This is a genomic window from Paenibacillus sp. PAMC 26794 (assembly GCF_000316035.1).
In the GTDB taxonomy this organism is placed as follows: domain Bacteria; phylum Bacillota; class Bacilli; order Paenibacillales; family Paenibacillaceae; genus Paenibacillus.
Genome location: NZ_ANHX01000011.1, coordinates 571,617 through 593,106 on the forward strand (window position 1 = coordinate 571,617; position 21,490 = coordinate 593,106).

The window sequence follows — 21,490 nt, forward strand, 5'->3', positions numbered from 1 at the left end:
ATGTAATGTGATTCTCGTTATAACTTTGTTATACACCAAAAAGATCTCTTGAGCAGTGAATGCTGAAGAGATCTTTTTTTATTTTACTGATAACCGATAATTGCAACTCAAAAAAGCCAAGTACTGAAAAGCAAGAATACCATCACTGAAATTACAATGGATCTGGCATTCCAGTCCTGCTTCTCGATTTCTTAAATAACAATATGGCAAGAAGTAAAGCAATTCCTACAGCTCCAAACCCCAACCAATTTAAGTACAGGACAGATGTACGACTGATCACAATCCCACCTAATCCAGATCCTAGAGCAAAACCAAATTGGATAAACGACGTATTTACGCTAAGGGCAATGTCGGGATTACGAGGTGCCAGTGTAACCAGATATAGTTGCTGGGCCGGAGATATGCTCCACGTTGCTAACATAAAAATCATTAAAACTAAGATTAACATCATAAGATTAACTCCAGCTAGAGCAAACAAAAGAAGAGTTACGCCTTGTAACAGAAGGCCTAGACAGATTGTAAACTTTGATCCCTTTGCATCTGCCAATTGTCCGCCCACTTTTGATCCGACAAAGCTGCAAATTCCCGCGAGAAACAGAACACCGCTTATCTCGGTCATGGTAAGAGTGGATGTAGCTTGCAAGAAAGGCGTAATATACGTGAACAGTGTCGAATAGCCGCCGATATACAATAATGTAATAAGCAAGGCAGTCAGAATGAGTGGATTTTTCAAAATGGAGAGCTGCATTCTGAGGGTGATCTTTTCTTCCTCTTTGATTGCCGGAACCTTTTTGTAGATAATAAGTAATGGAACAACACTTAACAATCCAATGAATACAAATAGAACTCTCCATCCAAACATTTCACTAAAAAATGTGCCCAATGGGACACCGAGTACTAGCGAACTGCTTAGCCCCATCAAAATGATGCCGATGGCATTGCCCCTTTTTTCTTTTTCAACCAGTCGTGTCGATACGGCCATCGCTACTACGGTAGCCACTCCTCCGCTAGCCCCTTGAATAATTCGCACCCATAGTAAAGTTTCGTAAGAAAGGTCAACAAGCATAAGTCCGTTGCTGGCAATAAACACACTGAGGGCGGACAACAGTAACTTCTTGCGATCCATATTTATTGTAATTGCAATGAGAATCGGAGCGATAATGGCCGCTGCCAGAGCGAATACAGTCACCAGTAAACCCACTTCGGAAGTAGATACGCTCAAGTCTGAGGCGATCATTTCAATGACTCCTGTAATAATGTATTCAAGGGTTCCGATCAGAAAAACTGCCAATGCCAAGATATATATAATCCATTTATTTTTCACTTTAATCCACTCCGTCTTCTTCAGTTATCTATTTAGTATTGGAATTTGTATTTCTATAAACTGTACATCTTGTTCTTGAGATAAGGGTAAATATAATTCCCTACCAGCTCCGTTCTCCTTGATCTGATAGTTATTATTCTCAATCCATGTAGCTAGATGAACACAGGCTTTACAGGCAAAGGCGGCATTGGAACGATAAGCTACGGTGGCCATCATGGGCTCAGCAGGAAGAGTCCGCATTTGAAATGGGTCGGGAGGTGATCGCAGCTCACAGGTTAAGAAGTAACCTATCTCAAACTCGAACTCTTCCTCTTGTCCTGCAATTTCTTTCCATAAAACAACCTGTGGTCCGTCGATCAGTTGGCGTATTTCTTTTGTTACTGACTGATCAAACTGACGAAATAAACTCGGGATCTCCTCTTCCCTCCCGCACCCTGTCTGAAAAAGAAACTGCCGAGCACCTTCCTCTTTGATTCGGATTTCTTGCCCTGTTTCGACATGCCCCTCTTCCTCTATAAGCTGCATGCGTTCCTCAATTCGGACGAGTTTGGCTTGTTCCGTATCGATAATCTGCTGAATTTCGCTTCTTTTTAGCTTAAACATGCCTTGAATATTCTCCAATGTAATATGTTCCTGTAACAGCTGTGTAATTTGTGGCAACGTGAACCCCAATTCTTTATAAATGAAGATTCGGTTGAGCTCGAGAAGCTGATCTGCGGAATAGTAACGGTAACCCGTATCGTGATCTACCTTTCTCGGCTTAAGTATGCCAATCTGGTCATAATAACGCAGTGTTTTTAATGAGACCCTACTTAGCTTGGAAAACGCACTGATTTTGAACAACATATCATCTCCAATCTTTCAACATAATGCGAGTATATAGTTTCCCGTACAGGGGAAAGTCAAGGGTATATATGCTTCTCATTTGCCTAGCTAAAATCAGATACCTTCCTTGTCATCACTCTATGTTGCTATTATGGTTAAAGTCAAAGAACCGTTTCTGAATGAAACGTTCATTTTTTTTGAACAAAAAAATGCCACGCATCGTGGCATCCTTTCGGTACTCATTCAATTATCCTGCTCAGTATTTATAATTTTTTAAATAAACAGATTATGATTTGCTTGTGATGCTTGTCCAAGATAATAACCGACACCACCAATTTTGACTTGGTCTATTAATTCTTCGCGCTGAATTCCCATCAAATCCATGGACATTTGGCAGGCAACGATCTCTACTCCTTGTGCAATTGCGCTCTCTATCAATTCTTCCAACGAAGGCACATGATGTTTCTTCATCAAACCACGGATCATCTTCGGGCCTGCTCCGAGCATATTCATTTTGGACATGCCAAGCTTCTGGCTCCCGCGAGGTAACATCATATCAAACATACGGCCGATCATAGTTTTGGATAACTTCTGCGGTTGCGGCTTACGAATAATACTCAATCCCCAAAACGTGAAAAATAGGGTTACTTTCCGTCCACTGGCTGCTGCCCCATTTGCAATAATGAGTGAAGCGATCGCTTTGTCCAGATCACCACTGAAAACAACCATCGTGCTGGCAGGATCGCTGATTGGGGCATCGGATACGGGTTGTGCTGTATTTTTAGTAATGACAGACTCAATCGTACCGCCTTTCAGTCTTTCCAACTGCAAGATTGTGGAACCCGACATTGTCGCCCATGCTTTAACATCTTCATAGAATCCTGGATCGGAAGCTTTCACGCGAAGGGTTTCTCCGTATGAGAGTTGATCCATTTTCTGCTTAACCTGAATTAGGGGACCAGGACAACTTAATCCGCAAACGTTCAACTCATGATCAATACGTTGCGGTTGTATCGACTCAGAGGGAATAGACTTTTTTTCCTTAACGTCCACCGCAGAATCATGATGATCTTGTTTTGCAGTAGTAAATGGAGCAGGATTAAACTGGGCTTGACGGTATGTTTTATAACCACCACTCAAGTTTTTTACGCTAAAACCATGCTGACGCAAAATTTGCGAAGCAGTGTAACCACGTAAGCCGACTTGACAGTATAGCCAGATTTCTTTGGATGGGTCTAATTCATCTAAACGTTGACGAAGCTCATCAACTGGAATAGAGAGTGAATCTGGAATATGACCATTTTGATGCTCAATTTCACTGCGAACATCCAGAAGTATCGACTGCCCCGGCTGACGATCAGCCAGTTGATTATAGGTGAACGTCTGAACACGTCCAGTGATCATATTCTCTGCTGCATATCCAGCCATATTCACGGGATCTTTGGCAGAAGAATAAGGTGGCGCGTAACTCAGTTCAAGCTCTGTCAAATCCCGTACATGTCCTCCAAAATGAATGGCTACAGCAATATCATCAATTCGTTTATCCACTCCCTCATAACCGACCGCTTGTGCGCCCAAAATTTTACCTTCCGGAGTAAACAGCAGTTTAAGAGTAATTGCGCTTGAACCCGGATAATACGATGCATGAGAAGCAGGGTGTACGATAACGGTTTGATATTCCACGCCGAGACGTTGCAGTGTTTTTTCATTACTGCCTGTCGTGGCTGCGGTCATTCCAAATACTTTGATAATGGACGTACCTTGTGTTCCTTTATAGGTAGAAGGCAGCCCTGCGATACGGTCGGCAACAATACGGCCTTGTTTGTTGGCAGGTCCGGCAAGTGGTATCGTTGCCTTCGTACCATGAATGGTTTCCGTTACTTCGATGGCATCCCCAACAGCATAGATATGTGGCACACTGCTTTCTAAAGCTTCATTTACGATAATATGTCCACGTGCACCGAGCGAAACGCCGCTATCTTTCAAAAAATAGGTGTCTGGCGTTACGCCTATTGCAAGAATAACCATGTCAGCAGTCAGCGTGTGACCATCCGCAAGTTCAACACCTATGCCCTGCTCCAGGGAATGGAATCCCTGAACACGTTTGGAAAACAGCAGGTTCACACCATGATTCTCCATTTCCTGTGCCAATGCGGCTGCTAACTCTGTATCATATGGTGTGAGTACTTGTGCGTTCCCCTCAATCAGCGTTACATCCAGACCAGCTTCCTTTAAATTCTCAGCCATTTCCACGCCTATAAATCCACCGCCTATGACGATCGAAGACTTGCTGTTAGATGAACTTACCTGGTCTTTGATCCGATCAATATCTGGAATACTTCGTACAGTATAAATTAGCGGATTGTCCTTACCCGGCAGATCGGGAACCATCGGTTTTGCACCTGGTGACAATATCAACTCGTCATAGCTTTCTTCATATGCACCGCGCTCCTGGGACTGTATCTTAACCACTCGCTTCTGCGAATCAATAGCTACGACCTCACTTCTTGTACGCACATCGATACGAAAACGATCTGCCATCCCTTTTGGCGTTTGCACCAGCAGACGCTCTCGATCATCGATTGTGCCACCTATATAATAAGGTAAACCACAATTGGCAAATGAGATATAGGGTCCTTTCTCAAAGATAATAATTTCGGCATGTTCATCCAGACGGCGAAGACGTGCAGCTGCAGAAGCACCTCCAGCTACACCGCCAACAATAAGTACTTTTTTGCTCATGATTCACAATCATCCTTTTCAAATAAAGTTTTGATAATCTGTTCAACCCGTGGATCGGCAAGCACATAGTTCACTTCAAGACCATTGCGCTCCGTAGCAACAATACCTGCACTACGAAGCTTCTGGAGATGTTGGGAGACTGTTGATTGGGGAAGTTCCAGACATTCCTGCATATAAGAAACATTACATTTCTTTTTCATCATCAGTCCCCGCACAATGCATAAACGAATGGGGTGAGACAAAGCTTTCAGCAGATTAGCAGGTTCATCGAACTGTTTAATATTATTGCTGTCAAAAGCGGGAGTGTTCAAAAGTATTCCTCCTAAATCGTTATATCGTAATAATACGTTTTATTGATTTGCTTGTCAAATTTATTCTGGAGTGAATACGTTCAATAAGTTCCATACCCGCTCAACCCTACGGCTTTGCTTGTTCCAGGTGGAAGATAAAAATGCCTGCCAAAACCGCTAAAAGCGACATTTGACAGGCATTCATGCTGTATCAGGTATTCATAAAATAGCGATTCAATTGAACGTCTTCTGTTAGAGTATGACAGGCTGAATCAGTCCGTCCTTACCAAAAAGAATCGGGTCCATACATATTTCGCGGTGATAACCCTTTCCAGAGGAAAATCTGGACAGTGGCGTGACAAAACGGTGATAGGCAATCCGGTATTGACCGGTTTCATTTTCATTAAATATACAGTGATGACCTGTTCCCAGCATGCCCTTCTCGACATTTTTGCTCAGGATTGGGTATCGATAGGTAATTGGACCGTATAACTGCTCTGACGTACCGTAATTCACATGATAGTCTTCGCTGCCTGTATCATCACAGGACCACGTAAAGTGGTATAGTCCACCCTGCTTCAACACGGTTACCGCCTCACGAAAATCATGCAAGCCCACCAGATTGCTCATTGTGTCCTCCACGACACTTATCATGTCTTCACCAAGCTCCACAATGGCAGCATGTCCATTGCCAAATAGCAGATAAGGTCTTCCATCATCTTCGACATAGATGGAGGGATCAATAGCCTGACCCATGGTAATGCCCAAACGTTTCAACTGTTCCATTGTGATTAAAGGCTGCGGCTCGGCCAGGAATGGACCAATTGGTGTATCTGCTACAGCAACGCCGATGGCACTCTCGCCGTTCAGCATTTTGCCACAGAAATAAAAATAGAACTTTTCGTTTCGGCTGGCAATTGCCGGTGCCCAGGCATTACCGGTTGCCCAGGCCACATCCTCTGTTCCCAGATCAAGGATAACACCTTCGTCTTGCCAATGCTTCAGGTCTGAAGAAGAAAACACCTTGAACTGTGTCCCCGACCACCCCTCGAAGCCATCTGTTGTCGGATACATATAGTAACGATCCTCAAACTGTGCGACATCAGGATCGGCATATTGTCCGGGAAGCACCTGATGACCATCCCCAAAAGCCGCGAGAAGCCGGCTGCACTCCTCAGCTGTGATTGGCAGGACACTTCCATGCCGCTTTTGAGTCGTTCCCATATCGAATTCACCATCAGGGACGATTCGGAATTCTCCGCTTCCCAGATCTGTAGTCAACAGAGGAAGATAACCCTTACCTTCAGCAAATCGATCAACAATCAGGCACCATTCCTCCCGGTCATTGAATTTAAAGATTTGAGGTCCCTCCACACCTGCCACAGCCTCCAGTACCGGGGCTTGCAGCGTAACAAACGCCCCTTTGTCAAGAGAGTCTCCTTTTTCTACACGTATGTTTTTGGTTGTTTCATCCTTGGAGTATCGATAATAAGAGCCATCCGCAGGTAGAATCGTTGTATCAATAATATGATTATCCCGCTCAATGTATTTTTCCGATGCGGAGAACGTACGAAAGTCTTTTGTACGAGCGCTGTATATTTTTTGTTTTCGTTCTTGCTCCTGAGGTTCCTGCGTCGCAGAAGCCCAGAATACAAGAAACTCATCTGTTGTTTCATCATACACAGCTTCGGGTGCCCAGACACATCCAGCCCCTTCAACACCTAGTGTAACGTTCCATGGGGATGACCAGTTTACGAGATTGCTAGATTCCCATACAATTACGTCACGGCTCCCGGCATTAACGGCATGAGTCCATCCTTTGCCGCTTGCGATGCGGAGATCCGTAGCAATCAGATAAAATTTATTTTCCTTAACTGAACGAACCAGAAACGGGTCCCGTACCCCCTTTTCTCCAAGGTCGGAAAACAGCACAGGTGATCCGCCATTAAGGTCCTTCCAGTGAAGACCATTCTCGCTATAGGAGAAATAAACCTGCTCTCCGTCTGGTTGTTCGCCAATAAAATGTACAAAGAGATACCCATCATAATTTGGAGTTGTTTTGGTCAATGGTAAAGAGCCTCCTGAAATGAAATTGATTTTATACTAACAGTAATATAAAAATGAAAGCGTTCTACTTATGTTGTATCATACTTCAAAAATAGCGGAATGAGTATATTTTTGTAATCTCGTATGTTGCAGATCATGTGAATCTTTCGCCGGAAATATATTGCCCTGATTGGAATGTTTGACTTGCTCCTCATGCAAAGAAATAAAGTTATCGCCGTATTTGTTTATTTTACCTCAGGTATACAAAATTGTTGGTTCTCATTTACAAATAAATGCTAATCTTCTTAATAATGAACAAATGAATATAGATTCATGCATTCATTTTGTTTTGAGATATTACGAGGAGGAATCATTTTGAAATTATCCAAAAGAGTACTACCAGCGGTAGCGCTGACTCTGGCTGTATCGGCTTCTACTCTCTTGTCCGCCGGACAAGCAAGTGCCGTTCAAGCTGTAAGTGTGGAGAAAAAACAAATCAAGAACATCATCTTCCTCATTGGGGATGGCATGGGGACCTCTTATACTTCAGCCTACCGTTATATGAAAGATGATCCTTCAACGAAGGGCATGGACAAAACCGTATTTGACCCTTATCTTGTTGGGGCACAAATGACCTATCCGGATGATGATAAACAAAATGTAACGGATTCTGCTTCCGCAGCAACGGCTATGTCGGCGGGCGTGAAAACCTACAATGCGGCCATTGCGGTTGACCCTGAGCAGAAGGAAGTCAAAACCGTACTTGAGCAAGCCAAAGAAAACGGCAAGTCCACCGGACTCGTGGCTACGTCGGAGATCACTCATGCCACACCAGCTGCATTCGGTGCCCATGATATCAGTCGAAAAAATATGGATGCAATTGCGGACGATTATTATGATGAGTTGATTAATGGCAAGCATAAGGTGGATGTACTTCTGGGTGGAGGGAAATCCAATTTTGTACGCGAGGGTCGTGACCTGACGAAGGAGTTCCAGAAGGCCGGATTCAGCTATGTGACGGATCGTTCCTCTCTCCTTGCTGATAAGAATCAACAAGTTCTTGGACTGTTTGCGGACGGAGGTCTGGACAAGTTGATTGATCGTACTGCTGCAACTCCATCATTGGCTGAGATGACCAATACAGCGATTGATCGTCTCAGTTCGAACGACAAAGGGTTCTTTCTAATGGTCGAAGGCAGCCAGATCGACTGGGCAGGACATGATAATGATATCGTTGGCGCGATGAGTGAAATGGAAGATTTCGCAGCAGCATTTCAGGCAGCTATTGATTTTGCCAAAAAAGACGGTGAAACACTTGTCGTAGCTACTGCCGACCACTCCACGGGCGGACTTACGCTTGGAAAAGACGGAGAATACAACTTCTTCGTAGACCCGATCAAAGCTGCACTGCGGACTCCAGACTTCATGGCAGCTCAAATTGCGAAAGGTGCTTCGGTTGAAGAAACACTGAAAAGTTATCTGAAACTGGAGTTGAAGCCGGAAGAGATTCAATCGGTGAAAGAAGCAGCCCAAAGTGCGGATGTAACAAAGATTGATAATGCCATTGAAGCAATTATTGATAACCGTTCATTTACGGGCTGGACAACAGGTGGACATACAGGTGAAGATGTTCCGGTCTATGCCTACGGCCCGGCAAGTCATCGCTTCGCCGGTTTGATCGACAACACAGATAATGCCAAGATCATATTTGATATTCTCAGCAAGCACCAGTAATTCAACAATAATTCAGTAGTTTACGATCATCCCTTCTCTTCTTTCATTCTTAGAGAAGGGGTTTTTTTCATTTCTGAGGTTGTCACTCTACATCAAATGAGACAAAACAGCATGATCCGTTATAATTAGAAAAATGATATAAAAATGAAAGCGGTTGATAAACCATGAAGCATTACATGAAGCAGATGCTTGTCACTAATCTGGACCGTTCACTTCCGATCTATTTGGAACAAACCGGATATAACGAATGGCAAGAAGAATTTGATAGACCTGATGGCTATCATTGTTATCACTGGCTGCAAACAACAGGCGGTGAAGGGCAATTTGAATGTGCGGGAAACACGATGACACTTGGGCCAAACCAGGGAATTCTCTTGCCGCCGCATGTTCCGCACCGTTATTACACGTCGTCACATCCCTGGTCTACCTGGTACATAACATTTAGTGGTAATTTAGCCTCTATGATCGTCTCTTCACTTGGATTGGCCACATCGAAGGTCATTCGTTGGGAAGACGATTCCAGGCTGTCGAGAATTCATAACACCACCAGCCGTTTGGCGAGGCAGCAGTCCGAATTCAGCGGAATGGATAGTTCCACGTTTGTTTATCGTTTTCTAATGGATCTGAAGCGTTACGGACAAGTGGACAAACAACGCTCTTATTCCCAACAATCCACCCGACTTGCACCCTATATTCGATTCATGGAGGAGCATTTTCAGGATGCCTCAATCGGCTTGGCTGATCTGTCGGAATATGCAGGCTTAAGCTCACAGCGGCTTAATTACTTGTTTCGTATGACGACTGGAATGAGCCCTTATCAATATCTGATCCAACTGCGAATCCAGAAAGCCAAGGAACACTTAATGAACAACAAACATATGACCATCAAAACCGTTGCTTCTCTCGTGGGATTTCTGGATGTGAGCCATTTTGTCTCAACCTTCCGAAAATTTGAGAATATTACGCCTCAACGTTTTCGTGAACTTCATTAATCAGTTTCATTTTATTATATGAGTATCGTTTTTTATTATATATATTATCCGATCATCAGCGATTAAAATAATTGATATATTTAATATTTTTATATGGCGGTGATCAGGATGTTATATGCAGGCGCTAACTACCACCCCCACGACTGGCCGCGCGAACGCTGGCAGCACGATATCAACTTGATGCGTGAAGCTTCGTTTACAATCGTTCGACTCGGCCATTTATGCTGGGACAGCTTCGAGCCATCGGAAGGAAACTACACTTTTGCATGGTTTGACGAAGTCATGACCTTGTTTGAGGAAGCCGGTATTCAGGTCATTCTGGATATTGCGACCCGCCCGGCTCCGACTTGGCTGCACAGAAAGTATCCCGAAATCTCTTTAAGTGCTCCGAGCGGCATCCGTATGGAAGCGCAAACAAGATATATGGAGGATATCGGTCATCCAACCTTCCAAGAATACGCTTATGATTTCGCCAGAAAACTTGTCATTCGCTACCGGCATCATCCGGCCCTTTATGCTTTCGGATTATGCAACGAGTTAGGTTCCGGTGCTCCATCCTATTCCAATGTGGCCCGGGACCGATTCGAGGTCTGGCTTCGCAATAAGTATGAAACGGTCGAGCAGCTTAATGAAGCTTGGAGTGCACAGCGCTGGTCTAGAAAACTGAACAGCTTCAGTGATGTGGTCCTCCCGATTTCGGGACAGGTCAAAGGTGCACCAGAACGCCTTCTGGACATGGCACGTTTTTACTCCGATGAGACGTTGGCTTATATGCAAGGATTGAGAGACATCGTGCGGGAGCTAGCTCCAGAAGTCAGAGAGACAACGAACCACTGGTCGGAAAATCCGGGCTACGGTTTCGATTATCTGAAGCAGTACCGGGAAATGATCGACTTACCAGGCATTGGCTTTTATCCCGGGACCAATCCCGAAGATAAACAAGCGTTAACTGCTGCCTGTTTCTTCATGGATCATCGCATCGGTGAGCTGGATCAGCCCATCTGGTGTCTGGAGTTCCAGACTGGGGACTTTGGCGGCTATGCTTCTCCACCGGGAGCGATGCGAATGTACGCGTACCTGTCTCTGATTCACAGAGCGCAGGCCGTCTGTGCCTGGACCTGGCGTACAATGCTGGGCGGTGAAGAGCAATATGTGTTCGGTCTTGTGGATCATGATGGCATACCAGGCTGGAAATATGATGAATTTGCACGTATTGCAGAGGAATTCAAACGGCTGCAGGATCTGGATATGCCAAGAAAAACGAACCCGGACATTGCGATTGCTTACTCTTTCGAGACGCTGAAGGTTATGGCTGGCAACCCGAGTTATTACAAGACTGACTATACCGGGCAGGTTTTGCAAGCATATAGCGCTCTGGAACAATCCAATCTGGATTGCAACATCGTCAATCTACGCAGCCTTCATCAAAACTACAAGCTGATTATCGTACCCGGACACGCGATCATGGATGAAGAATCGGCTGCAACGCTGCGCACTTTTGTTGAACAAGGTGGTACCGTTATCATGACGGCTTATTCTGCCAAAGTCACTGCGAACAATCGGGTGTTTGATACTACCCTGCCAGGAGGCTTGAGTGATGTATTTGGCATCCGCTGTGGTGCATTTGTTCGAACGCGCAGCCATACCCCTTGGGAGAATGCCGGAGGTTTGGAAAAAACCGAGCTTGGCCTGGAGCGTGAGAAGCCGGTCATCGTCATGGATTCGCAAAACATTCAGCCGGATATCGATTATTATGAGATCCTTGAGCCGCGTACCGCGAGGGTCATCGCCAGTTTCTCGAATACACGTGAGACTTCCCCGGCGGTCACCTGCAATAAATACGGACAGGGTCAAGCGATCTATGTGGCCTTGCCTGCCAATACAACGTTTTTGAGTGCGCTTCTGCATCGTTTGTATCCGGCGCTTGGCATAGTAGAAGGTCCCCCCACACCATCCGGTGTCGTGGCTCGTCATCTGGACAATGCAAATACCATCTATGTCAACACAACAGGCAAGTCGCAGACCGTGCCCCTTCAGGAAACGGCAGTTGGTATGCTGTCAGGCCAGACCATGGTCTCTGAGTTGAAGCTTGAGCCCTATGATGCTGAAATCATTCAATTCATTTCAAATTAAAGGAGATGTTACTCATGAGTCACTCCATTCAGACTCTTGCCAATATCACCCCGTCCGACCGTCAACTGGCCTGGCAGGAGCTCGAATTTTATTCGTTTATTCATTTTGGGATAAATACATTTACAGATAAGGAATGGGGATTCGGTGACGAATCACCTGCCCTCTTCAACCCTACCGATTTTGATGCCACGCAATGGGTAGAGGTGTGCAAATCCGCAGGGATAAAGGGTCTCATCCTTACCTGTAAACATCACGATGGTTTCTGTCTCTGGCCAAGCGCATATACGGAACATACGGTTAAGAGCAGCCCGTGGCGCGAAGGCAACGGCGATATGGTAAAGGAAGTCGCTGAGGCTTGCAGGCTAGGTGGTCTGGCATTTGGCGTATATCTATCCCCGTGGGATCGGCATGACCATCGATATGGAACCTCCGAATACAACGAATATTTCAAGCTGCAGTTGCGTGAACTGTTGACTTTCTATGGCGATATCTTCTGTGTATGGTTTGATGGTGCCTGCGGTGAAGGACCAAACGGTTTGAAACAAGTGTACGATTGGGATGGCTACTATGAAGTCATTCGCGAACTGCAGCCAGGTGCCGTCATATCCGTATGTGGTCCGGATGTACGCTGGTGCGGAAATGAAGCAGGACATACACGCGATTCCGAGTGGAGTGTTGTTCCGGAGGAACTCAGGGATTGCGAGAAGATTCAGGAGGCTTCGCAGCATGTGGATGATGGACAGTTTGCCAAGCTTGCCAACTCTCGCGACGAGAATCTGGGCAGCCGTGATGCTGTAGCTGGAAAGCAGGTTGCCTGGTACCCTGCCGAAGTTAACACTTCGATTCGGCCGGGCTGGTTCTACCACGCTGCTGAGGATGACCAGGTTAGAAGTCTTGAGAAGCTACTGGATATTTATTATAAGTCTGTTGGCGGTAATGCTACGTTCCTGTTAAATCTGCCTCCGGACCAACGCGGCAGAATTCATGAGAATGATGCCATACGGATGCAAGAGCTTGGCGATTGGCTTCGCGCTACGTTCCGCCATAACCTGGCCTTCGGAGGACAAGCTACTGCATCAGAGTCGCTTGATGAGAAACACGATGCCACTCGTGTGCTGGACGGGGACAAAATGACATATTGGTGCCCCAACGAAGGAACCGAACACGCCGCCATTGAGCTTGATTTGTTGGAGGAGCATACGTTTGATACGATCCTGCTTCAAGAGCATATCCGGTCCGGACAGCGCATTGAGAAACTACACATCGAATATCTGGATGGCGAGATATGGCGTGATCTATACGACTGTACAATCGTTGGATACAAACGGATTTGCCGCTTTCTCCCTGTCCGAGCAAGGAAGCTCCGCTTGATCATCGAAGAATCCAGATGGTGTCCGACATTATCTGCTGTTGAAGTATATTTAAGTCCTCAAGATGTGAATAAATAATAAAAAGGTCGCTTATCCTTGTTGGATAAACGACCTTTTTAACGTTTGGACTCACATATGCCTACTCCGAATTTGCTGATATGCATTATATCCCATGGAGTTGGTTACCTTATACAAAACCACTTGCATTGAAGGGAGAGAAATCCGATAAATGCAATTAACGATTGGTTAAGGCAGATTGGCCACAATTATCTACTTATTATCATTGCTGCGGTGCTCTTTTTTGCAGTCAAAGCAGTCATTGCATTCTATACGTACAAGCATTATGACAAAAAATTGGATGCACTTACAGATAAGGTGGATCGCCTTCTGGAAGAGAAGACAACGGAGTGATGCAGCTTATTGTGAGCTATAGAAGTAACAAGCTTTGGAGGGGAATTGCATGCTGGGAAACATTCTGTTGGGTATGGTCATTCCCATTATATTGGGTGTATGGATTCTGCGTCGGAACTTTACAATCCTTATTCTGTATTATCCACTTGGCGTGGCTGTCTCCGCTTGTATCAACAATATAGGTTTTAATTTTTTCTGGAATATTCTCCCGAATACACATAACCAATCCTTTGCTGCTCTTCCGATGAATCTTGGAGTCTATCCGATCGCCGGCTGCTTGATGATGTATGCCATTATAGTCAAAGGTGCCAAGCCATGGTTGGCGATCCTCGTTGCATCATTATCGCTGACAGTAATCGAATGGGTTGCCAAAATGATGGGACATGTCATTTATTTTAATGGATGGAACATTATTTGGACCTTTTTGTCATACCTCCTGCCATTTGTTCTTGCTTATGGATACAGTAAAATATTGAGGTATGCCAAGTGAAGTTTCAATGTAAATATGGCAGGACAGATGATATGGGTTAACGCTGATAGGCATACGTGCATATCCTAACTCATATTGGTCTTGGAGGGATTCGTAATGTATGTGACATATCCGTATGGTTACAGGTACACTTTTACTCCGGTATGGGCAACATCATCAGCCGAAGCGCTTGAATTAATCAAAACGGCTGTGCAAGGAGAACGAAATGATGAGATGTTCTATGATTCACTGATTCAGTTGTCACCCGATGCCAATCAGGCTGCCATCATCACGAGCATCCGCAATGATGAACGCGGACATAATCAAATGTTCCGCCAAATGTACAAGGATCTGACAGGTCAAGAGATTTCGGGCGTAAGCAGTGAGCCGGTTGAGACGGTCACCTCTTATCTTGCCGGACTGCAAAAGGCGTTTCAGGGTGAATTGGCCGCCGTGGAAAAGTATAGAAAAATATGGTTTGGTCTCCCTTATGGCATATATAAAGATACGGTGTGGGGAATCATCCTGGACGAACAGAAACATGCGGATAAATATAACAATCTGATTACCTACAATTTGCCGAGATAGTCATGTATGGGATCAATAACCGAGTATTCTTTTAAAAGTGAAAATTGAAATCAGTAAAAAACCAGTGAATAATTAAAGCTCACTGGTTTTTTTGCTTTGCCTAGTCCTTCTTTTATAATCCTGAGTTTAAATGCAATCTTCCAACGTATCAGGTTCCACATGAACGTGAACGGTGTATACGTCATGCTCCTCCATTAACTCGTTCTCCACGTCTGTACAGATATCGTGTGCTTGTTGAAGGTCCAGGCCAGCATGGACTGTTATGACAACGTCTACTACAACGTTATTGCCATAGTTCCGCGCTCTCACGTCTTTAACCGTCTCTACGCTGTCAATTCCGGCAATCGTCTTTTTGTACTCCTGAATCAGTTCAACATCAAAACCGTCCGTCAGATGATGTGTGGCTTCCTTGAAAATGTCCCAAGCGGTTTTGCAGATCAGGAAACCTACAATGACAGCCGTTACAGGGTCCAGCCATGGAAGGCCGAACTGGGAACCCACGATCCCGATGACCGTACCGGTACTTACCCAGGCATCGGAGATATTATCTCGAGCTGCAGCCATGACCGCCTGACTTTTAATGCGGGTAGCAAGTCTCTTGTTATAGCGATAGACCAGATACATGACAACCGCACAGAAAATGCCTGTGTAAGCGGCGATGATATCCGGAGATTCATGTGTACCCTGAAACACAGAACCAATGGCTTCAAACAGTACTTGCAAACCTACTGCCATCATAATGAAAGAAGCAACAAGTGACGCAACAGTCTCTGCTCTCCAGTGACCATATCTGTGATCTTTGTCGGCGGGGCGTTGGGCAAGCTTCAAGCCAATAAGTACAGCTATTGAGGCCACAATATCGGTGGCATTGTTTAATCCATCCGCCTTGAGCGCTTCTGATCCGGCCATATTGCCAATGACCAGTTTTAATACGGTCAAACATATGTAGGCGATAATGCTGATGATGGCTCCGCGCTCCCCCAGCTTTAGATTATCGTATTTAAGTTGATCCACAATGATATCCTCCTGCAATCTTCAATTCTAGCACGTGTATGATGGTATCATTGAAGATTTGTGTGGGTCTAGAGAAACGTTTTGAGCGTGACGAAACATAATCTGTAAGCGGCAATTTTTTTACGAGAATCCAAAAAAGTTGGATTTGGCAAACTTAAGTGTTTAATGGCAAGAGGGAGGTGGCCGACTGCCTTCTTTCCTTGTAACCACACTTTCTTGCGCCTAGACAAAAAGAGCCAAATGGATCGTTTTGATCCACTCGGCTCTTAGCGTTATTTTACACTAATTTGTATAACATCACTTACCTTCGTTCCACTTCCATTCATAATTCACTGCCATTATTCAGAAAGTGTCGGTTCACCACCTGACGCTTCATTTGCAAGCAGCTCCGAATCATCGGAATGCCGTTCGAACATAACTGCGTCAACCCTCGTATAGATCATATCCGCAGGAAGTGTTGGCGGGTCTACCGTTGTAGGCGTAACTCTGGTTAACCGGACATACTCGCTACCGTCACCCGTAAAGTCGAACGTTCCCAGATTAACCCAACCCGATGAGCCGGCCGTTGCATCGATATAGGTGACCTCGGTACCCGTCTTATGCTTCACTTCCACTTTGACATTATTATCGTTGGCTGTCGTATGGACGAGCTTGTAGATCGAGACCGTATATTTCCCCTCTGGAAACTGACCTTTCCACGTTGCGGATGATCCTTGAACTGTAGAGTAACGGGACTTAACCCCAATTTTATATCCGGCTAAATTGCTTTGGCTCCAAGACCCTTCTGTCGTGTATAAACCAGTTGTATCTGTACTGTCCACGATAACCGTTAGGTCCCTGATCGTGATATTCAAAGGCGGTGTGGTTAAGGTCACTCCATCAATCGTGACAGTAGCCCATACCTCAATGTGATCCGTGTCCCCATCGAGATTAAGAAGGGTCAACAACCCATTGTTATCCACTTCGGCCAGATCTGTACGATCAACGAAATACTGCACATTGGCCTGTGTTAGATCACCGACCAAACCGTTATCCAAATAGCCGATTACGCTCAGTTGTGCGGTTTGAGTCATCTGCACCTCGCTGCGATCGGATAGGATCACCGCAGACTCCAATTGCGGTATCTGGTTTGCATCCACCCACATGATCGCATCGGCAACGACCCTGGACTTGTTGGCCTTATTGGTTAGTTCCGCGTACCCGCTATCGCCTGCAGCAAAAGGATAATCCCCTAGGTGCACCCAAGTACCATTCGCCGTTGTCTCATCAACGGTAACCGTCTCAGAGCCCCCGCTATAATAAACGGTAAATGAGGCATTCGTTGCCCAATTCTCACTCGTAGCGGTGATTTGCGGAATCTTGTAATACACACTGTAAGTGACACTTTCCGGCAGCTCAGGCCGCCATCTCATTTTGCTTGTCGCTGTGCCAGCCGTAGATTTGGCATACACATAGTTATCATAGTAGTAGTTGTCAGCCGTCGTATCCCTTATCCAGACACCCTCTGTCTCCGCCTCCGTATTATCCACAATGATGGTTGAGCTATCCTGCCCATCGGGTTGGACTGGAGTTTCCGTTACCTGATCAGGCAGATAAAGTGTCCGCTTGCGGGTCTGTTTCCCCTCCGATTCCACGTAATACGTGAAAGTTTGGGATAAATCATTCACTCGTATCGACCATTCCATCGGATAGATCGTATCTGGGATGGTCGTGTACGTTGCCCCGCCATCCAAGGAATAGTGGATTGTCGCTGGTTTCGTTGTTTTGGCCTGTACATAAGCATCATAAACCGTTTCGTCAGGCTTAACGATCAGCATGCCTTTAACCGCATCAATTGGACTGTGGGTATCAAAGAAATAACTTGCATCCGATGTATCTGCCGTTCTGACCTGATGCAGCGGTACATCAATATCGAGTCCCTCTACAATGATCGCGGTGATGCCCTTGCCTGAAACCGTGGCTTGAATGATTCCACCACTCATTACCGTTTGCTCTGGTGTGCCATTGTCGCGGATGATCGTTACGGTATAATCCTGCGCCGGATTGAATCCAATGATCTGTTCGTTTAATTCAATTGGAGTCTGAACTTCTTCAGACGATGCATTGCTTAATCCGATGTAAAATTTATCCCCGCTCTCACCCGTTATCCAATTCAATTGAGGATGGTTGGTCTTAATAATCCCCTTAGGCATCCAGAGCCAAACGTCCGAATTACCATAAAATTGACCTGGTTTATTCCCATAGAGGTGATATTTGAACCATAAAAAATTCGTTTCAAATACGGAAGGAAACGTAATGCTCCCGTTTGATTTTAATGATTGTTCGCTAATCAAATAATCCATCGTTTGCCCGAGTTGCCCCGGGATATGGTGATAATAGATGGATGTAGCCCCGCTTGGGCCTTCCAGAGGAAAGTCCGGTTCAAGTTGGCTAACGGCGAACCCTTTATAATAATAACCTGGATAACTGGAATATCGTCCAATAACCGCATTATGAGCAATATCCTGCAGCAGTTCATCCCCTGTATAGAGCGACAATCTCAGCATGAACGGAGCTTCCTGAGCATTCATCCGATAATAGCCGGTTGTACTTCCTGCTTCAAACGTCAATCCGCTCGGTGAAATAAGCCAACGCTCCGCTTGAACACCTCCGGCAATATCTTCGGGAAGCTTGAGTCTTGGATATTGAAATTTACCACTTTCCGGCCAATGGAACGACTCGGCGTAATTATATGTCTCCGGCTGAGGAATCGTAACGTTACCTTCAGGAACTGGACGAGCAACGAACATTGTTGCATAGCGTTTGGCTTCCTTATAGGCGGCATCCAAGTATTTGGGATCCTGAGTTTCCTCATAAAGCTCCAAGATCTCCATCCACAGCTTGCTGTAATAATAAATGAACTCATTTTTACTCACATCGACGGATGCAGGCGTATCGATATGTTGCGTGATATAACTGTCGGCTGCATCCTTCGCAGCTTGCAAATACTGTGCATCTCCCGTCATCCGATACATCATCAGGGGCTGAATGACAGGCCCACGGTCTTTCTGATCCGGGTCACGTACAAGGTATTCTTCCTGAGCGAGTGCACCAATGCCTGCCGAAGTGCCCATCATCTGATTAACTGCCGCTACGCTTGAAACATCAAAAGGCAGAGTAGCCATTTTCCATAACGAAGGCACACCATATACTTTCTTCTGCGTTGGCGACCAACCGATACCATTTCGCGATACGCCATACTGGACGGACGGCAGTGCTCTCGTATCGTAAAGCTGGTCGTCCCCAGTTAAATAATAAGCTCCCAAAAGAACTGCATTTGAGCTTGTTCGGACGCTATCCTCGTTTTCGATATCGATAAAACCCTTGGCACGGCTCCACCACCCGCTAGGTGATGGGACATAATTAACAGAGTCGTCTCCTTGCGGCTCAATCTTAAGCAAATCGATCATATTAAACATCGCGTCAGTAAGCGACTGATCTGACACATTTTCCCGGTATGCCGAATAATCGTACTCATTGCGAAGAATATCCACGTAGGACTCATATAGATTGCTTTTTTGAGCGATTAGCCCCAAATGAAATTGATAGGTACTTTCTGCGGTCATTTGCGAATAAGTCCCTAATTGAGGCGCATACAGGATGGGCTGCACGTTGCCTTCGTTGTTGACCAGGCTCATGCCAAGCCGTTGTTTTGTAACACCTCCCGTCGGTTCAAATTCAACCGGAAGCTCTGCCGAAGGTACAAATACGCCATACGTCAATGGATTTCCTGAACCATCATTTTTCTCAACCAGGCTCATCGGAGCGCTCAGCTCTCTTAAACTTGTTGATTCCACCGTACCTACCATTTTGGCATGTGACCTGAATCCATTTAACACTTCATTGATGCCCGAGACTGCCTCTGTTGTGAAGGACTGATATCCAATCACATAATTGCCGTCGCGGCGAGGTGTAAAGGCAAAAGAAACATCTGGTTTATCCCCTGCCATGGACCAGTTCACTTCAAAATCGTAATCACTGCTATGCGTAGAATCGGTCAATATCGCCGTCTGGCTGTCGGGAAAATGGACCTCGTCGAATGTAATCCAGCGTTTGTTCATCGTATCGTAGTAATTGGTTCGGCTGCCCGCATTCCCATCTAATAAAACCCATTGTTCCTCAAGTCTTTCCGATTCATTATTGATTGGAACCCAGTTCCCTGTCTCCATGTTTTTGTAGAACATGTCACGAACGATGGATTTACCTTCATCCCATGCTGCCTCATAGAAGGTTGCCTTATAGTTCGCATTTTCGATGCTGCCTTTCTCTGTGTAACTGAGATTCGCTAAGGTACGGCTTCTTAGCGGGGGCAAAGGTGGTGCCTGTTGACGGATATTCCCCTCGAACTTGACTGCATCAGCCCGCGAAATAATTGTACCCGTAGAAGGCTGCGTTCGAGTCAGCCTGACAAATTCGCTATCATCACCACTAAACTCATACTCCCCCAGATCCACCCATCCAACCGATGGACCTGACGAAGGTCTAAGATCCATAAACTTAACATCCGTAATCCCGTTATGAACAATCTCAATTTTCACATTACTATCTGCTTTATCCGCCCAATCCAGCTTATAGAACGATATTCTCGCCGTCCCTGCTTCCAAGCGTGGATTCCAGGTGATGCTTCTACCTACAGCGTCTGTAAATTTGGAACTGGAATTATTGTATCCCTTCACTCCCGCGCTTGTGCTCCAATATGGAGCGGAGAATCCGTTATTAGCGTTGCCGGAATCAACCGTAACGACATGATCAATTGTGAGGCTCCCATCATCAATGATGATTGTCTTATGTGGCTCTTTCTGCGTTATATTCCCTTCGAACTTGACCGCATCCGCGCGTGTAAGGATCGTGTTTGTGGTCCCGGTAGACCGGGTCAATTGAACAAATTCTTCGCCAACTCCAGAAAAATAGTACTCTCCCAAATCAACCCACCCTGTTGGAGCGCCAGATGAGGGTCTTAGATCCATAAACACTACATCCGTTGTTCCATTATGAACAATTTCGATTTTCACATTCCTATCTGCTTTATCCGCCCAATCCAGCTTATAGAACGATATTTTCGCCGTTCCTGCTTCCAAGCGTGGATTCCATGTTATCGTTCTGCCTGCTGTACTCGTATATTTGGTGCTGGAAAGATCATACCCCTTCACCCCTGTGCTTGTAGTCCAATTCGGAGCCGCATATCCATTGTTCTCGTTACCCGCATCAGGTGTCACAACATCATTGATCTTGATACTCCCGTCATCGATGATAATCGTCTGATAAGGTAAGGTCTCCGCATAAGCGGTCCTTATTCCGATCAGGCTGGAAGGAACTACGACCGTCAACATGAAAACGATGAAGAAAAACAGCTTCCTTTTGACCATACAATTCACAGCCTCTCCTTAAAATGATAACGCTTCCAAAAATGAGTTGCATTCTGCCTAATCCCGCTCTGTCGTTTTTATCTTAGCATGTTACATCACGGTGAAATTTCTTTCATTTTAAGAATTTCTTATACGATTTTAAGTAAA

At 45.4% G+C, this 21,490-nt stretch carries 13 protein-coding genes; 6 read left to right on the forward strand and 7 right to left on the reverse strand.

The window, feature by feature from the left end; all coding sequences use genetic code 11:
- Positions 1–151: 151 nt before the first annotated feature.
- From D829_RS0107815 to D829_RS0107835, 5 genes are all read right to left on the reverse strand, one after another.
- Positions 152–1,324, reverse strand: a complete 1,173-nt coding sequence (locus D829_RS0107815; RefSeq protein WP_017688311.1) for an MFS transporter — start codon at positions 1,322–1,324, stop codon at positions 152–154.
- Positions 1,325–1,348: 24 nt separating this feature from the next.
- Positions 1,349–2,167 (reverse strand): helix-turn-helix domain-containing protein, encoded by an 819-nt coding sequence (locus D829_RS0107820; RefSeq protein WP_026081064.1) that lies wholly within the window; start codon positions 2,165–2,167, stop codon positions 1,349–1,351.
- Positions 2,168–2,422: 255 nt separating this feature from the next.
- Complete coding sequence (locus tag D829_RS0107825; protein WP_017688313.1) at positions 2,423–4,891, reverse strand: FAD-dependent oxidoreductase; 2,469 nt, start codon at positions 4,889–4,891, stop codon at positions 2,423–2,425.
- Entirely contained in the window at positions 4,888–5,202 is a 315-nt protein-coding gene (locus D829_RS0107830) for a metalloregulator ArsR/SmtB family transcription factor (RefSeq protein ID WP_017688314.1), read from the reverse strand. The genes D829_RS0107825 and D829_RS0107830 overlap by 4 nt, the downstream gene beginning before the upstream one ends.
- 231 nt (positions 5,203–5,433) lie before the next feature.
- The gene (locus D829_RS0107835) at positions 5,434–7,248 is read right to left on the reverse strand and encodes a family 43 glycosylhydrolase (protein ID WP_017688315.1); all 1,815 of its coding nucleotides are present in this window, start codon (positions 7,246–7,248) and stop codon (positions 5,434–5,436) included.
- 312 nt (positions 7,249–7,560) lie between these two features.
- Here D829_RS0107835 and D829_RS0107840 point away from each other — a divergent pair, with 312 nt between their 5' ends.
- The 6 genes from D829_RS0107840 to D829_RS0107865 all read left to right on the forward strand — a co-directional run bounded on the left by D829_RS0107840 (position 7,561) and on the right by D829_RS0107865 (position 14,924).
- Positions 7,561–8,961, forward strand: coding sequence for an alkaline phosphatase (locus D829_RS0107840; protein ID WP_051153882.1), 1,401 nt, complete (start codon positions 7,561–7,563; stop codon positions 8,959–8,961).
- Between the two features lie 164 nt (positions 8,962–9,125).
- Positions 9,126–9,953 (forward strand): AraC family transcriptional regulator, encoded by an 828-nt coding sequence (locus D829_RS0107845; protein ID WP_017688317.1) that lies wholly within the window; start codon positions 9,126–9,128, stop codon positions 9,951–9,953.
- Between the two features lie 108 nt (positions 9,954–10,061).
- A complete protein-coding gene (locus tag D829_RS30655) occupies positions 10,062–12,086 on the forward strand; it encodes a beta-galactosidase (RefSeq protein ID WP_017688318.1) in 2,025 nt (674 codons plus the stop codon).
- Between the two features lie 14 nt (positions 12,087–12,100).
- The gene (locus tag D829_RS0107855) at positions 12,101–13,534 is read left to right on the forward strand and encodes an alpha-L-fucosidase (protein ID WP_017688319.1); all 1,434 of its coding nucleotides are present in this window, start codon (positions 12,101–12,103) and stop codon (positions 13,532–13,534) included.
- Positions 13,535–13,916: 382 nt separating this feature from the next.
- A complete protein-coding gene (locus tag D829_RS0107860; RefSeq protein WP_017688320.1) occupies positions 13,917–14,357 on the forward strand; it encodes a hypothetical protein in 441 nt (146 codons plus the stop codon).
- Positions 14,358–14,453: 96 nt separating this feature from the next.
- Positions 14,454–14,924: a ferritin-like domain-containing protein gene (locus D829_RS0107865; protein WP_017688321.1), complete on the forward strand. Its 471-nt coding sequence runs from the start codon at positions 14,454–14,456 to the stop codon at positions 14,922–14,924.
- Between the two features lie 126 nt (positions 14,925–15,050).
- On the opposite strand, the gene D829_RS0107870 is transcribed toward D829_RS0107865, so the two are convergent.
- On the reverse strand, positions 15,051–15,938 hold the full coding sequence (locus D829_RS0107870) for a cation diffusion facilitator family transporter (RefSeq protein ID WP_017688322.1): 888 nt from the start codon (positions 15,936–15,938) through the stop codon (positions 15,051–15,053).
- A 338-nt stretch (positions 15,939–16,276) separates the two neighbouring features.
- A complete protein-coding gene (locus tag D829_RS0107875) occupies positions 16,277–21,343 on the reverse strand; it encodes a hypothetical protein (protein WP_017688323.1) in 5,067 nt (1,688 codons plus the stop codon).
- Between the last annotated feature and the right edge of the window lie 147 nt (positions 21,344–21,490).

Bases quoted from the DNA above. Each gene is read 5' to 3' on its own strand.
- D829_RS0107825 (WP_017688313.1), bottom strand. From the start codon at position 4,891: ATGAGCAAAAAAGTACTTATTGTTGGCGGTGTAGCTGGAGGTGCTTCT.
- D829_RS0107840 (WP_051153882.1), top strand. From the start codon at position 7,561: ATGCATTCATTTTGTTTTGAGATATTACGAGGAGGAATCATTTTGAAA.
- D829_RS0107845 (WP_017688317.1), top strand. From the start codon at position 9,126: ATGAAGCATTACATGAAGCAGATGCTTGTCACTAATCTGGACCGTTCA.
- D829_RS30655 (WP_017688318.1), top strand. From the start codon at position 10,062: ATGTTATATGCAGGCGCTAACTACCACCCCCACGACTGGCCGCGCGAA.
- D829_RS0107855 (WP_017688319.1), top strand. From the start codon at position 12,101: ATGAGTCACTCCATTCAGACTCTTGCCAATATCACCCCGTCCGACCGT.
- D829_RS0107860 (WP_017688320.1), top strand. From the start codon at position 13,917: ATGCTGGGAAACATTCTGTTGGGTATGGTCATTCCCATTATATTGGGT.
- D829_RS0107865 (WP_017688321.1), top strand. From the start codon at position 14,454: ATGTATGTGACATATCCGTATGGTTACAGGTACACTTTTACTCCGGTA.
- D829_RS0107875 (WP_017688323.1), bottom strand. From the start codon at position 21,343: ATGGTCAAAAGGAAGCTGTTTTTCTTCATCGTTTTCATGTTGACGGTC.